This window comes from Achromobacter sp. GD03932 (assembly GCF_029839485.1).
GTDB classification, from domain to species: Bacteria; Pseudomonadota; Gammaproteobacteria; order Burkholderiales; family Burkholderiaceae_B; genus Achromobacter; species Achromobacter bronchisepticus_A.
The window spans coordinates 1-12897 of record NZ_JAOCAT010000061.1 but is presented as its reverse complement, the minus strand read 5'-3'; the positions used below and the strand labels follow the sequence as shown (position 1 = coordinate 12897).

At 68.3% G+C, this 12897-nt stretch carries 16 protein-coding genes; 10 read left to right on the top strand and 6 right to left on the bottom strand.

Annotation, left to right across the window (positions count from 1 at the left end; translation table 11 throughout):
- Positions 1 to 307: 307 nt before the first annotated feature.
- From N5C88_RS31160 to N5C88_RS31135, 6 genes are all read left to right on the top strand, one after another.
- The gene (locus N5C88_RS31160) at positions 308 to 718 is read left to right on the top strand and encodes a YciI family protein (protein WP_059380127.1); all 411 of its coding nucleotides are present in this window, start codon (positions 308 to 310) and stop codon (positions 716 to 718) included.
- Positions 719 to 755: 37 nt separating this feature from the next.
- On the top strand, positions 756 to 1295 hold the full coding sequence (locus tag N5C88_RS31155; protein WP_280016913.1) for an SRPBCC family protein: 540 nt from the start codon (positions 756 to 758) through the stop codon (positions 1293 to 1295).
- An 18-nt stretch (positions 1296 to 1313) separates the two neighbouring features.
- Positions 1314 to 1721: a VOC family protein gene (locus N5C88_RS31150; RefSeq protein WP_280016912.1), complete on the top strand. Its 408-nt coding sequence runs from the start codon at positions 1314 to 1316 to the stop codon at positions 1719 to 1721.
- On the top strand, positions 1718 to 2995 hold the full coding sequence (locus N5C88_RS31145) for an RNA polymerase sigma factor (protein ID WP_059380130.1): 1278 nt from the start codon (positions 1718 to 1720) through the stop codon (positions 2993 to 2995). The genes N5C88_RS31150 and N5C88_RS31145 overlap by 4 nt, the downstream gene beginning before the upstream one ends.
- Positions 2996 to 3045: 50 nt before the next feature.
- Complete coding sequence (locus N5C88_RS31140; protein ID WP_280016911.1) at positions 3046 to 3915, top strand: AraC family transcriptional regulator; 870 nt, start codon at positions 3046 to 3048, stop codon at positions 3913 to 3915.
- An 82-nt stretch (positions 3916 to 3997) separates the two neighbouring features.
- Complete coding sequence (locus N5C88_RS31135) at positions 3998 to 4957, top strand: DMT family transporter (RefSeq protein ID WP_280016909.1); 960 nt, start codon at positions 3998 to 4000, stop codon at positions 4955 to 4957.
- 11 nt (positions 4958 to 4968) lie between these two features.
- On the opposite strand, the gene N5C88_RS31130 is transcribed toward N5C88_RS31135, so the two are convergent.
- Entirely contained in the window at positions 4969 to 5643 is a 675-nt protein-coding gene (locus N5C88_RS31130) for an HAD family phosphatase (RefSeq protein ID WP_280016907.1), read from the bottom strand.
- 70 nt (positions 5644 to 5713) lie between these two features.
- On the bottom strand, positions 5714 to 6892 hold the full coding sequence (locus N5C88_RS31125; protein ID WP_280016906.1) for an MFS transporter: 1179 nt from the start codon (positions 6890 to 6892) through the stop codon (positions 5714 to 5716).
- Positions 6893 to 6999: 107 nt separating this feature from the next.
- Between N5C88_RS31125 and N5C88_RS31120 the strand changes: the two genes are divergently transcribed.
- Positions 7000 to 7938, top strand: coding sequence for a LysR family transcriptional regulator (locus N5C88_RS31120; protein ID WP_280016905.1), 939 nt, complete (start codon positions 7000 to 7002; stop codon positions 7936 to 7938).
- Here N5C88_RS31120 and N5C88_RS31115 read toward each other — a convergent pair.
- Positions 7905 to 8696 (bottom strand): DUF169 domain-containing protein, encoded by a 792-nt coding sequence (locus N5C88_RS31115; protein ID WP_280016904.1) that lies wholly within the window; start codon positions 8694 to 8696, stop codon positions 7905 to 7907. The genes N5C88_RS31120 and N5C88_RS31115 overlap by 34 nt on opposite strands.
- A 173-nt stretch (positions 8697 to 8869) precedes the next feature.
- Here N5C88_RS31115 and N5C88_RS31110 point away from each other — a divergent pair, with 173 nt between their 5' ends.
- Positions 8870 to 9619 carry an SDR family oxidoreductase gene (locus N5C88_RS31110; protein ID WP_054456432.1) on the top strand — a complete coding sequence of 250 codons (750 nt, stop codon included), beginning with the start codon at positions 8870 to 8872 and terminating at the stop codon, positions 9617 to 9619.
- Between the two features lie 48 nt (positions 9620 to 9667).
- On the opposite strand, the gene N5C88_RS31105 is transcribed toward N5C88_RS31110, so the two are convergent.
- A complete protein-coding gene (locus N5C88_RS31105; protein WP_059380136.1) occupies positions 9668 to 10447 on the bottom strand; it encodes a HEAT repeat domain-containing protein in 780 nt (259 codons plus the stop codon).
- Positions 10444 to 10974 (bottom strand): MarR family transcriptional regulator, encoded by a 531-nt coding sequence (locus N5C88_RS31100; protein ID WP_280016902.1) that lies wholly within the window; start codon positions 10972 to 10974, stop codon positions 10444 to 10446. Before N5C88_RS31100 ends, N5C88_RS31105 begins: the two co-directional genes overlap by 4 nt.
- Before the next feature lie 126 nt (positions 10975 to 11100).
- Here N5C88_RS31100 and N5C88_RS31095 point away from each other — a divergent pair, with 126 nt between their 5' ends.
- Positions 11101 to 11616 carry a GNAT family N-acetyltransferase gene (locus tag N5C88_RS31095; protein WP_059380138.1) on the top strand — a complete coding sequence of 172 codons (516 nt, stop codon included), beginning with the start codon at positions 11101 to 11103 and terminating at the stop codon, positions 11614 to 11616.
- A gap of 39 nt (positions 11617 to 11655) precedes the next feature.
- Positions 11656 to 12114: a VOC family protein gene (locus N5C88_RS31090; protein WP_165867927.1), complete on the top strand. Its 459-nt coding sequence runs from the start codon at positions 11656 to 11658 to the stop codon at positions 12112 to 12114.
- A gap of 43 nt (positions 12115 to 12157) precedes the next feature.
- On the opposite strand, the gene N5C88_RS31085 is transcribed toward N5C88_RS31090, so the two are convergent.
- A partial coding sequence (locus N5C88_RS31085) for a TRAP transporter large permease subunit (protein WP_280016900.1) occupies positions 12158 to 12897 on the bottom strand: 740 nt, incomplete at its 5' end.

The following is a 12897-nucleotide window of genomic DNA, read 5'->3' as shown; positions in this document are numbered from 1 at the left end:
GCCGCCGCCGTCGTGGGGATCGACGATGACCGCGCCGCTCGGGGTATAGACGGCACAGCCCGTCAGCAAGGAAGCCAGCAAGGCAAGACTGCACAGGATCTTCATATCGGTGTTCAAAGTTGTGGACGCTGCGAGTGTATGGAGGCGCGCTGCAACCAGGGCTGTACCTTTGTAACCGTGTGCGGACCCATTTTCCTGGTACTTACCCTAGGTTCATCATTTTTCTGTCGATTTCGCGTCTTGCCGTTCGTCGTGCCAGTACAAGCCCCCCTTCGGGCCTTGTTTACCGAATCCAGGAGTCACAGGAATGCGATACATGATCATCGTCCGCGCCACGGCGGACAGTGAAGCCGGCGTGATGCCGCAGGAAAGCCTGCTGGGCGCCATGGCGTCCTATCACGAGGCGCTGGCCAAGGCTGGCGTGCTGTTGGACGCCAATGGCTTGCACCCCTCCTCCAAGGGCTGGCGAGTGCAGTACGACAAGGATCAGCGCACGGTGGTCGACGGCCCGTTCGCCGAGACCAAGGAGTTGATCGCCGGCTACACCATGATCCAGGTGCGCTCGCGCGAGGAAGCCATGCAATGGGCGCTGCGCTTTCCCCAGCCTTTCCCCGGCCAGTCCTGCGCCGTCGAAGTGCGCCAGGTCTTCGAGCTGGACGACTTCGGCCCCAGCGAGGGCGTCGAACGCTTCCGGCAGATACCCGGCAACGGCCAATGAGCACGCTCGCCGCCTTCACCATCAACGGACCTGATTCATGCTGAAAACCTTGTTGCTCATCGTCCTGGCCGCCATCGCGCTGGTGCTGGCCTACGCGGCCACGCGCCCGGACACCTTCCGCGTCGAACGCAGCGCGCGCATCCAGGCGCCGCCGGCGCGCGTGTTCCCGCTGATCAATGACCTGCACGCGTTCAACACCTGGAACCCCTACGAAAAGAAAGATCCGGCGATCAAGGGCACCTATGGCGCCGTGACGGCGGGCCCGGGCGCAACCTACGCCTGGGAAAGCAAGGAAGTGGGCGTGGGTGAAATGCAGATCGAAACGGCCGTGCCGGATTCGTCCGTGGCCTTGCGGCTGACCTTCGTGAAGCCCTTCTCCGCCGTCAACCAGGTCAACTTCACCCTGACGCCGGCCGGCGACGGCACACAAGTCACCTGGGCCATGGAAGGCCGGCTGAACTACGTCGCCAAACTGATGCATCTCTTTTTCAACATGGACAGCATGGTCGGGAAGGACTTCGAAGACGGGCTGGCCAACCTCAAGACCCTGGCAGAAAAGCGCCAGGACTCACACTAAAAAGGAAGCGGGAACATCATGCACAACCAGATCTTCGTCAATCTCCCCATCAACGACATGCAGAAATCGCAGGCTTTCTTCAAGAGCCTGGGCTTCAGCTTCAATCCGCAGTTCACCAACGACCAGGGCGCCTGCATGGTCGTGAGCGACAGCATCTACGTCATGCTGCTGGTGAAGGACTTTTTCCAGACCTTCACCGGCAAGCCGGTGGCCGACGCCACCAAGACCACCGAGGTGCTGATCGCGCTGTCCTGCGACAGCCGCGCCGCAGTTGACGAACAGGTGAAGCGCGCGCTCGCCGCCGGCGGCACCGCTCCGCGCCAGCCGCAGGATCACGGCTTCATGTACGCCCATGGCTTCGAGGACCTGGACGGCCATGTGTGGGAGCTGATTTACATGGTCCCCGGCGAAGTGCCCAACGCATGACGCGGGAGGCCGTGCATCGCGCCATCGAGGCGGTCTGGCGGATCGAGTCCGCCAGCGTCATCGCCGGCGTCGCGCGCCTGGTGCGCGACGTCGGACTGGCTGAAGAGCTGGCGCAGGATGCCTTGGTCGCCGCCCTGGAACGCTGGCCCGAAACCGGCGTGCCGGACAACCCGGGAGCGTGGCTGATGACTACCGCCAAGAATCGCGCGCGCGACCGCCTGCGGCTGGACGCGCTGCATACGCGCAAGCACGAGCAGATCGGGCACGAGCTGGAGGCCCTGCAGGCCGACGTCGAACCTGATTTCGTCGACGCGCTGGACGCCGCGCGCCAGGACGACATCGGCGACGACCTGCTGCGGCTGGTGTTCACGGCCTGCCATCCGCTGCTGTCCACCGAGGCGCGCGTGGCGCTCACCCTGCGCCTCTTGGGCGGGTTGACCACGGCCGAGATCGCGCGCGCCTTCCTGGCATCCGAATCCACCATCGCGCAGCGCATCGTGCGCGCCAAACGCAGCCTGTCCGCGGCCAACGTGCCGTTTGAAGTCCCGCGGGCCGAGGAGCGCGCGCCGCGCCTGGCGTCGGTGCTGGAAGTCATCTACCTGATATTCAACGAGGGCTATTCGGCCACTTCGGGCGATGACTGGATGCGCCCGGCGCTGTGCGACGAAGCGTTGCGACTGGGCCGCATCCTGACCCAGCTGGCGCCGGGCGAAAGCGAAGTCCATGGACTGGCGGCGCTGATGGAATTGCAGGCCTCTCGCCTGCATGCCCGCACCGACGCGCAAGGCCGCCCCGTCCTGCTGATGGAGCAGGACCGCGGCCGCTGGGATCCCTTGCTGATCCGCCGCGGGCTGGCGGCGTTGGCGCTGTCGGACAGCCTGGGCGCGCCGCGCGGCCCTTATGCCTTGCAGGCCGAGCTGGCCGCCTGCCATGCCCGCGCGCGTACGCCCGAGGACACCGACTGGCCGCGCATCGTGGCCTTGTACGACGCGCTGGCGCAAGCCATGCCCTCGCCGGTGGTGGAGCTGAACCGCGCAGTGGCCGTGGGCATGGCGTTCGGCCCCCAGGCCGGGCTGGACCTGGCCGACCATTTGGCCGAGGAGCCCGCCCTGGCCAATTACCATTGGCTGCCCAGCGTGCGCGCGGACCTGCTGGCCAAGCTGGGGCGCCGCGCCGAAGCGCGCGCCGAGTTCGAACGCGCGGCCGGCATGACGCGCAATGCGCGCGAGCGGGAATTGCTGCTGGCGCGGGCGCGCGACATGTCCGACTCCTAGGCGCGCCGGTCCGGGCGCCGCGGACCCGGCCGGCATGCTTAAATCCCTCCATGCGCCCCGCCGATCATGTCCCGTCCGACCTGGCCGCGCCCGTCATGCCGGGCGTGCCGCAGGCGTTCGAGCATCCCGGCGACCGCGCCGAGTTCCGGCAGGCGACGCACCTGCCCGGCGTGGAGCTGTATCGCGCGCACATCATCCGCTACGCCTTCGAACCTCACACCCATGAAGCCTACGGGCTGGGCGCGATCGAGTCCGGCGTCGAGCGCTTCCGCTACCGCGGCGCGGAGCATCTGGCGCCCTCGGGCTCGGTGGTGCTGATGAACCCCGATGAATTGCACACCGGCCGCGCCGAAACCGAGGGTGGCTGGCGCTACCGCATGGTCTACCTGGACCCCGACGTGGTGGCCCGCGTCACCGGCGAAAGCGGCTGGTGGTTCGATACGGCCGTCGGCCATGACGCGGCCGGCGCGCAGCGCGTCACCGCGCTGCTGGACACCTTGTGGCAGGCGCGCGAACCGCTGGCTTTCGATAGCGCCTTGTACGCGCTGCTGGCTGAATTCCGCCGCCACGCGCGCGTGCCGCGGGCGGCCCGTGACGAAGGCGCGCCGCGCTTCGCGCCCGTCATCGACTACCTGCGCGCCAATCTGGCCCACCGCCTGACGCTGGATGAACTCGCGGCCGTGGCCGGACTCAGCCCTTTTCATTTTCTGCGCAGCTTCCAGGCGCAGTACCACGCCACGCCGCAGCAGATGCTGATGGCGCTGCGGCTGTTCGAGGCCAAGCGCCGGCTGGCCGCCGGCGAATCGCCGGCCCAGGTGGCGCTGGCCTCGGGGCTGACCGATCAGGCCCACCTGACCCGCGCCTTCTCGCGCCGCTACGGCGTCACACCCGCCCGTTATCAGAAGCAAGTCCGCGCCTGAACTCCGCACCGCAATCTGGTACAAGACGCGCCGCCCGCCCGCTGGCTAGACTGCCGCCATTCGTGACCTGGAGCGACGTCGTATGTGGGCTGGAACCCTTTATGCCCTGGCCGCCGGCCTGATGTGGGGGCTGGTGTTCGTTGGGCCCCTGTTGCTGCCGGAATACCCTGCCGCGCTGCAATCCGTGGCGCGCTACCTGGCGTTCGGCCTGATCGCCCTGCCGCTGGCCTGGCTGGACCGCCGCGGCCTGCGCCAGTTGCAGCGCGCCGACTGGATCGAAGCGCTGAAGCTCGCCGCCATCGGCAACCTGCTCTATTACCTGTGCCTGGCCAGCGCCATCCAGCGCGCGGGCGGCCCCTTGCCCACCATGATCATCGGTACGCTGCCGGTGGTCATCGCCATCAGCGCCAACCTGCGCAACGCGCGCCGCGACGGCCGGCTGCCCTGGAAGCGGCTGGCGCCCGCGCTGGCCTTGATCGCGCTGGGCATTGCCTGCGTCAATCAGGTCGAATTGCAGGCCTTGCGCCAGGATGCCGACGCCGACATGTCGCGCTACGCCATCGGCGCGCTGCTGGCGCTGGGCGCGGTGGCCTGCTGGACCTGGTATCCGCTGCGCAACGCGGACTGGCTGCGCGCTCATCCCGACCGCAGCCCGCGCACCTGGGCCACCGCCCAGGGCGTGGCGACATTGCCGCTGGCGCTGGCGGGCTATGCGGTCCTATGGGCAGGCATGGCGGCGTCCGGCAGCGCCTTTCCCATGCCAGCCGGCCCCAGGCCCGAGGTCTTCCTGGCCTTGATGGCCATCATCGGCCTGTTCGCGTCCTGGCTGGGCACCTTGTGCTGGAACGAAGCCAGCCAGCGCCTGCCCACCGCGCTGGCGGGGCAATTGATCGTGTTCGAAACGCTGGCGGCGCTGGCCTATGCCTACATCCTGCGCGGACAGATGCCCCAGCCGCTGACGCTGATCGGCATCGCCTGCCTGATGGTGGGCGTGCTGCGCGCCGTGCGGGTCAAGCCGGAGCCCGTGCCTGCGGCGGCATAGGCGCGCGCACCCTAGTCCAACAGCAATTCCGGCAAGCGCCGCAGATCGTCGATGACGTCCGATGCGCCTTCGTCCAGCAAGCGCTGGCGCTGGTCCGGCCCGTTATGCGTAGCGCCCACGTAGCCGATGGCGCGCATGCGCGCGGCGCGGGCGGCGCGCACGCCGGGGACGCTGTCCTCCACCACCACGCAATCCAGGATTGCGGCGCGCATCTGCCGGGCGGCAAAGAGAAACACGTCCGGCGCCGGCTTGCCGTGCGCGACCTGCGCGGTGCTGAATATATTGGGCGTGAACTCGTCCCAAAGACCCACCAGCTTCAGGGCCGCCTCCAGCTTGGGCGGCGTGCTGCTGGAGGCCACGCAGACCTGCAGGCTGCGCTCGCGCAGCATGCGAACCGTCTGCAGCGCGCCGGGCAGCGCGCGCAATTCCTGGCGGAAGATGGCTTCCAGCCCGTCCGCATATTCGCGCGCAAAGCCTTCGGGCAAGCTGCGGGCGTTTTCCTGTTGCAGGGTCCGCCACATGTCCGCGTCGGGAATGCCGGCGAAGCGGCGCGCGGCGTCCTCGGGCGTGATGGCGATGCCATGCCCGGCCAGCGCCCGCGATTGGGCGCGCGCCGCGATGATCTCGCTATCGATCAGGACGCCGTCGCAGTCGAAGATGACCAGGCTGGGGGCAGGCGTATGCATGGTGGCTCCATTTCAGGACAAGTTCCCATGATATGCCTGGCTCGTGACACCACCGCGCGATCCGCGCCGCCTACATCCCCGGACCTTTGAGGCGCCGCAAGCGCCACGCCAGAAACACCCCGCCCAATCCGGCGGCCGCGACGATAAGCGACGCCACCGACCAGCCGTAGCGGTCGATCGCGCCGCCCACCGCCACCGGGCCGATCACCTGCCCCAGGCCGCTGCCCTGCATCACCAGCCCCACCGAAGCCGGCGTCAGCGCCGGCCGCGGCGCCAGCAACGGCGCCGTGCCCAGCAGCGTGGCCGGTATCAGTCCGCCCACGGCCGAGAACAGCACGCACAGCAGGAAGGTGGGCATGGCCGGCAACACCGAGCGGAAGATCAGCAGCGCCACCGCGCCCATGACCAGGCTGGCGCAGGCGATCAGGGTGGAACGCCGCCAACCGTGCGCCAGCAGCACGCCCGCGCCCAGGTTGCCGACCACGTTGGCGGCGCTGGCGATGGCGCTGTACAGGCCGGCGGTCGCCAGCGGCAGGCCCAGCTGTTCGGTCAGCAGCACGGGCAAGAACGTGAACAGCGCGAAGAACATCAGGCTGTAAAGCGTGAACGACAGCGCCAGCAGGCGCGGACCGGGCGCGCCCATGGTATCGGCCGTGTCCTGACGCAAGCCCCGCCACGACAGGCTGGCGCCGCCCGGCGTGGCTGGCGCCAGCGCCGCCACGCACACCATGGCCACCAGCACCGCCGCGCCCGCGCACCACCAATAGGCCTGCCAGCCGCTGAAGGCCTGCGAGGCCAGCATCGCAATCGCCATCCCGGCCGGCATGTAACAGCTCCATAGCGCGAAGGCGAAGTCGCGGGTGGCGGCCGACACCATGCGTTGCAGGGCCGCGGGTCCGGCCACGGTAATCATCAGAAAGCCCAGCCCCTCCACCACCCGCGAGACCAGCAGGACGCTATAGGCGGTCGCCATGGCGCCCATCACGGAGCCTACCGCCGTCGCCGCCAGGCCCGCCAGCAGCATGCGCCGCGCGCCGTAGCGGTTGATGACCCCGCCCGCGGCAATGCCGCCGACCAGGCCCAGGATCGAGAACACCGCGGCCAGCGCCCCGATGGAGGCCAGATCCAGCCCCATGTCCTTGCGCAGCAAGGGCGCGGCGATGATGACCTTGCCCACTTGCAGCGCCGCAACCACCCCAGCCCCCACGATGGCCAGCACCGCCGACCAGCGCGTTCCTTCCTTGCCCATCCTTGTCTCCCTTGTTCTACGACCCAGCCAGGATGCCAGCGCAAACCGATCCTGGTAAGTGATAATCTTTTGATGGAATTGATCGATTGGATAGATCAGCCGGCAGAATGATAGACGCCCTGACCCTGGACCAGTTGCGCGTATTCGCCGCCGTGGCCGACGCCGGCAGTTTCCGCGCGGCCGCGCGCCGCCTGGCGCGCGTGCAATCGGCCGTCAGCCACGCCATCGCCAACATGGAAGCGCAGCTGGGCGTGACCCTGTTCGACCGTAGCGGCCACCGGCCCGTGATGACGCCGCAAGGCGCGGCCCTGCTGGTCAACGCCCGCGACATCCTGCTGCGCGTGGACGCCATGCGCGCCCGCGCCCAGGGCCTGGGCGAAGGCGTGGAGCTGGAGCTGTCGCTGGCGGTGGACACGCTGTTTCCGATCGCTGACGTAGGCGCCGCCCTGAACGCCCTGCGCGCGGCCTACCCGTCCGTCGCCGTCCGCGTTTCCGTGCTGCCTCTGGGCGGTCCGGTGGAAGCCCTGCTGACGCGCAGCCATACGCTGGCCATCGTCGCGGGCGACCATTTTCGCCATCCGCGCGTCGTGATGCAGGCGCTGTCGTCCGTACAGATGGTGGCGGTGGTCGGCGCCGGGCATGCGCTGGCGCAGCGCGTCGCCGCCGACATGCCGCTGGGCCCGGCCGAACTCGCCGACCATGTGCAGATCGTGCAGATGGACCCTTCCTCCCTGACCCAGGGCCGGGACTTCGCGGTGCTGTCGCCGCAGACTTGCCGCGTCAGCGGCCAGGACACCAAGCATGCGCTGATCCTGGCGGGCGTGGGCTGGGGCCGGCTGCCCTACTGGCAGGTGGAGCGCGACCTGGCCGAAGGCCGGTTGCTGCGCCTGCCGACCGACAGCCTGGGGCGCGGCAGCCAGGTGGTCAGCGAAACCTATCTGGCGCACCGCATCGACCAGCCGCTGGGACCGGCCGCCCGCGTGCTGGCGGGCGCCTTGCGCGCCGCCGTCCATCAGGGCTTGGACGACGCGGGCGCACGCGCATAGCTGACGCCCATGCCGGCGCGCACGTCGTTCTGGATGCCGTAGGGCGGAATCGGGTAGCGCAGGCCATTCGCCGACAGCGCCTTCATGCCCTCGATGGCGATGGGCAGGTAGCGCGGCGGCAAGGCCATCAGCATTTCCTCGTCGGGCACGCCGCCGTAGCGGCGCTCGGCGTAACAGGGCAAGGACAGGCTGGGCTCGCCGGTGGCGAGCGCGCGACCCCAGGAGTCGGCACAGGCCGTTTCGCCCACCACGCTCCAGTCGAAGCGCCGGTAGTTCTTCCATTGCAAGCCATTGATGAGGATGATCATCTGGCCCGGCGTGGCGTAGATCAGGCAGATGTCCGGCGGGTCCAGCCGGCCCGCCGCCAGCGGCGACGCCACCAGCCCGCGGTACTTTCCCGCCGGCACACAGGACAGCGCCTCCTGGCGCGCCTGGGCGTCTTCCTGCGTGGCGTGCCAGACGCCCACGTACTCCTCGCCGCGCTTCCAGGCCTCGTCCTGCGGCCCCAGGCCGACCACGGCGCGGCATTGCGCGCCGACCAGGTCGTCACCCGTGATCCCCACCGTCCAGCCCAGCCTGGCGGCCATGCCCACGATCTGGTCGGTGGTGTGCGTGGCTTGCGGGCGCCGCAGGCCCTTGACCGCGGCCATCTCGTCTTCACGCTCGTAGAGCTTCATGCCGATGACCGTGGTCTTCAGGCGCAGCAATTTGTTCAGGTCATCGACCAGCGATGCCCAGTTCAGTGTCGTCTCTTCCATGCCCGTCCCTTGGACTGTTGTGCGCGGACTTTGCCGCATTGCCGCAGATTGATCGCGGTCAGCGATGACTATAACGAATCGCCCGCCGGGCCCCTGATTGATCTATCGTGGATGGCGGCAAACCCGCCCGCCGCAAACGCGCAGGACACACCCCGGCTTCCAAGGAGCCCGACATGAACCGTTTCGAACAGAAGACCGTCCTGATCACCGGCGGCACCAGCGGCATCGGCCTGGCCGCCGCCCAGGCCTTCGCCGCCGAAGGCGCCCGTGTTGTCGTCACCGGCCGCGACGCCGCGGTGCTCAAGCAGGTGCGCGCCAGCCTGGGCTCGCATGCGCTGGCGCTGCGCAACGACGCCGGCGCCCCCGGCGCGCCCGCTGCGCTGGCGGCTGAACTGCGCCAGGCCGGCATCCGCCTGGACGCCGTCTTCATCAACGCCGGCGTGGCCCGCTTCGCGCCGCTGGCCGAAGCCACCGAAGCGCTCTGGGACCAGACCTTCTCGACCAACGTCAAGGGCGCCTTCTTCCAGTTGCAGGCGCTGGATCCGCTGCTCAATCCGGGCGCGTCCATCGTGCTCAACGGCTCGATCAACGCCCGCATCGGCATGCCCGCCTCGTCGATCTATGCCGCCAGCAAGGCCGCGCTGATTTCGCTGGCCAAGACCTTGTCGGCCGAGCTGCTGCCGCGCGGCATACGCGTCAACGTCATCAGCCCCGGGCCGGTCGCCACGCCGATCTACGACAAGCTGGGTCTGGATGCGGCGGCGCTGGAGAAGACCGCCGCCAGCATCCGCGCCCAGGTGCCGCTGGGACGCTTCGGCACGCCACAGGAAATCGCCTCCACGGTGCTGCACCTGGCCTCGCCCGAGTCCGCCTTCATCGTGGGCACGGAGATCATCGCGGACGGGGGCATGAGCCAGCTGTAGTCGCTGGCCGGCCGGGCTTGGCGCAAGCGCACCTGCCGATACCCGCGGCTAGGCGCCGATGGAACGCAGCGCGCGCTTGCAAATCCGCTGCGTCGCCTCGGCCGGCCTGCCCTTGGACCAGCGCGCGCAGACCTCCCGCACCCAGTCCGGCTGGTCCTTGCTGGCGTCGTTCAGCCAGTTCGCCACCGAGTCCTGCACATAGACGGCCGGATCGGCCCGCAGCGGCTCCAGCAGCGGCAACGCGCGGCCGGGATCGGCCTTCAAGGCCGCGATATGCGCGCACCAGACCCCACGCGGCCGCAGCGATTCACTGGCGAACCGGCGCACGCGTTCGGACGCATCCGCGGTCCAGGGCCGCAGCAGTTCCACTGCAGCGGCCAGTTCCGCCGCCAGTTGCGGACGCAGCGCCAGCCAGGCCCATTCCCTTACGCCGAAATGCGCGTCATCGGCCAGCGGCCGGATCAGCGCCAGCCGCTGCTCCAGGCTCAGGTCCGGCATTGCGCCGACCATGAAGCAGGCCCATCCCCGGATGGTATCCGAGCGGTGATCGCGCAGTTGCTCGAAGGCGTCCGCACCCAGGCCGTCCAGCAGCGTCCGCGCCGCCACGGCCATGCGCTTGGAGATTCCCGTCGCAGCCTGCGCGCGCAGAACGGCGATGGCTTCGGCGCCGACCTGCGGCGCGGCTGCCTGCATCAATTCGGCAAAGTCCACCGCCAGGCATTCGGTCAGGTTGCGCGCCGGCTCGCCCGCGTTCAACTGCGCCAGGCGTTCGGCGCTGATGTCCTTCACGCCCCGGCCCGTCGGCGCAGCAGCTGCTTTCTTGGTCATTGCATGGTCTCCTGTCCCGCGGCCCGGCCCGCGTCGGTTCCCTGCCAGATCTTGCCCAGCAGCGCGCGCAAGCTGGCCCGGTCCGCTGGGCCCAAGCCCGCGAACAAGGCGCCTATCCAGTCCGTATGCGTCTTGAACAGCTGCGCGGCCTCGGCCCGCCCCTTGGCGCTCAGCTTCACCACGATCTTGCGCCGGTCGTCCTTGCCCGCGCGGCGCGAGACGAAACCATCGCGCTCCAAGCCGTCCAGCAGGCCGGTGACCGTGGCCCGCGTGACACCCGCGCCATCGGCCAGCTCGTGCGGCGACATGCCGTCGGCCTGCTCGTGCAGCAGGAACAGCAGCACGAACTTCCCCTCCGACAACTGGCGCGGCGCCAGCCGGGCAGCGCAATCGCGGTCGATGGCGTTGGCCAGCGACAGCAGCTGAAAGCAAAGGGCTATGCCGTCGGCCGACGCCAGGCCGCGCCTGGCGGCGACGTCGAGCAGCGCGCGGTGCTTGGGTTCAAGCATGTGTTGTGGGTCTTGCATGAGTAATCCAGCCCTGGTGATTCTCGATGCCATTATAGTAAGGCGCCTAACCATATCTGCGCAAGACGGATCGATGGCTTCGAACCGCTATCATCCCGGCTATCTCAGCGATCAGTGACTGAATCCATGCCCTTGCCTTCCCGCGTGACCCTGCGCCGCATGCAGGAAGATGACATCCCCATGCTGCTAGCCATGGAGTCCGATCCCGAGGTCATGCGCTACAGCACCGGCGTCAAACCTGCAGACGAAGCGCGGCGGCAGGAGCTGCTGGCATGGCTGCGCGAACCGCTGACCAGGCTTGGCCACTGGGCAATCACAGTAGACGGCGCCGCCGTGGGCTGGGTGAGTCTGGTCCCTTTGGCTGGCACGGACAGCATCCAGCTTGCCTATCGGCTGCAACGCGCGGCTTGGGGAAAGGGATATGCGAGCCAGGCAGCGAAGCAGTTGTGCGAGTACGCCTGGCGCGAGACGGAAGTTTCCGAACTGGTCGCGGTTGTCTGGCCCGACAACCAAGCCTCCGTACGTGTCCTGGAAAAGCTCGGGTTTGCGTTCCGGTCGCGCGAATGCCACTACGACCGCGAAACCATCGTCTATACACTGCCGCGTCCTGCCGCTGGATCCGACCGATTCCCGCGGCCTTGATCCCCGCCCTCCTGCGCGCCATTCCTGCAGATATACGCCATGACCTATCCCGTCCTTCCCGCCTCCGAATTCTTCGCCGCCCGCGTCGTGCCCGAACTGCTGGTGTCGGACATCCACAAAAGCCTGCATTTCTGGTGCGGGCTTTGCGGGTTCTCGATAGCCTACGACCGCCCGGAAGACCGTTTCGCCTACCTGGACAAGAACGGCTCCCAGGTCATGCTTGAGGAATACGGCCACGGCAGGAACTGGATCACCGGCCCGCTGGAATCGCCCCTGGGACGCGGAATCAATCTGCAGATCGAGGTGCCCGCGATCATGCCGATCGTCGATGCCTTGCGCGTCACAGGCTGGCCGCTGTACATGCAGCCCGAGGAAAAGTGGTATCGCGCCGGAACCACGGAGGTGGGCGTGCACCAGTTCCTGGTGCAGGATCCGGACGGTTATCTCATCCGCTATTCGGCGGGCCTGGGCCGGCGCGACATTCAGGCAGAGGGCTGAAGCAAGGCGGCTCGGGAGGCGGCGCGCCGGCCGCCCCCGCCTTTTACCGGTACAGCACCGTCGGCAGCCACAGGCCGATGCCCGGGAACACGTACAGCAGGAAGATCGCCACCACCTGGATCCCCATGAACGGCATCATGCCCAGGAAGATCTGGTTCAGCGTCACGTGCGGCGGCGACACGCCCTTCAGGTAGAACGCCGACATGGCGACCGGGGGCGACAGGAAGGCCGTCTGCAGGTTCAGCGCGACCAACAGGCCGAAGAACAGCGGGTCGATGCCGAAGGTGTTGAGCAGCGGCACGAAGATGGGCATGAAGATCACGATGATCTCGGTCCACTCCAGCGGCCAGCCCAGCAGGAAGATGATGACCTGCGCCAGCAGCAGGAACTGCAGCTGCGACAATCCCAGCGACAGCACCCATTCCTCGATGATGCGCTGTCCGCCCAGCAGCGCGAACGCCGCCGAGAAGATCGATGAGCCGACGAACAGCCAGCACACCATGGCGCTGGTCTTGGCCGTCAGGTACACCGATTCGCGCAGCACCGGCAGGTTCAGCCGCCGGTACGCCAGCGCCAGCAGCGCACCGCCCATGGCGCCCATGGCCGCGGCCTCGCTGGGCGTGGCCAGGCCGAAGGCGATGGAGCCCAGCACCGCCGCGATCATCACGGCCAGCGGAAAGAACGACGCCATCAGCATCTTGAAGATTTCCATGCGCGCCCAGGTCAGCATCGCATAGAACGCCACCAGGATGGCCGCGCATATGGCCGCGAAGATCCAGAAGC

Coding starts and splice junctions, on each gene's coding strand:
- N5C88_RS31105 (WP_059380136.1), bottom strand. CDS start 10,447: ATGACCAAGAAAGCAGCTGCTGCGCCGACGGGCCGGGGCGTGAAGGAC.
- N5C88_RS31135 (WP_280016909.1), top strand. CDS start 3,998: ATGTGGGCTGGAACCCTTTATGCCCTGGCCGCCGGCCTGATGTGGGGG.
- N5C88_RS31145 (WP_059380130.1), top strand. CDS start 1,718: ATGACGCGGGAGGCCGTGCATCGCGCCATCGAGGCGGTCTGGCGGATC.
- N5C88_RS31125 (WP_280016906.1), bottom strand. CDS start 6,892: ATGGGCAAGGAAGGAACGCGCTGGTCGGCGGTGCTGGCCATCGTGGGG.
- N5C88_RS31140 (WP_280016911.1), top strand. CDS start 3,046: ATGCGCCCCGCCGATCATGTCCCGTCCGACCTGGCCGCGCCCGTCATG.
- N5C88_RS31090 (WP_165867927.1), top strand. CDS start 11,656: ATGACCTATCCCGTCCTTCCCGCCTCCGAATTCTTCGCCGCCCGCGTC.
- N5C88_RS31150 (WP_280016912.1), top strand. CDS start 1,314: ATGCACAACCAGATCTTCGTCAATCTCCCCATCAACGACATGCAGAAA.
- N5C88_RS31095 (WP_059380138.1), top strand. CDS start 11,101: ATGCCCTTGCCTTCCCGCGTGACCCTGCGCCGCATGCAGGAAGATGAC.
- N5C88_RS31160 (WP_059380127.1), top strand. CDS start 308: ATGCGATACATGATCATCGTCCGCGCCACGGCGGACAGTGAAGCCGGC.
- N5C88_RS31130 (WP_280016907.1), bottom strand. CDS start 5,643: ATGCATACGCCTGCCCCCAGCCTGGTCATCTTCGACTGCGACGGCGTC.
- N5C88_RS31100 (WP_280016902.1), bottom strand. CDS start 10,974: ATGCAAGACCCACAACACATGCTTGAACCCAAGCACCGCGCGCTGCTC.
- N5C88_RS31155 (WP_280016913.1), top strand. CDS start 756: ATGCTGAAAACCTTGTTGCTCATCGTCCTGGCCGCCATCGCGCTGGTG.
- N5C88_RS31115 (WP_280016904.1), bottom strand. CDS start 8,696: ATGGAAGAGACGACACTGAACTGGGCATCGCTGGTCGATGACCTGAAC.
- N5C88_RS31110 (WP_054456432.1), top strand. CDS start 8,870: ATGAACCGTTTCGAACAGAAGACCGTCCTGATCACCGGCGGCACCAGC.
- N5C88_RS31120 (WP_280016905.1), top strand. CDS start 7,000: ATGATAGACGCCCTGACCCTGGACCAGTTGCGCGTATTCGCCGCCGTG.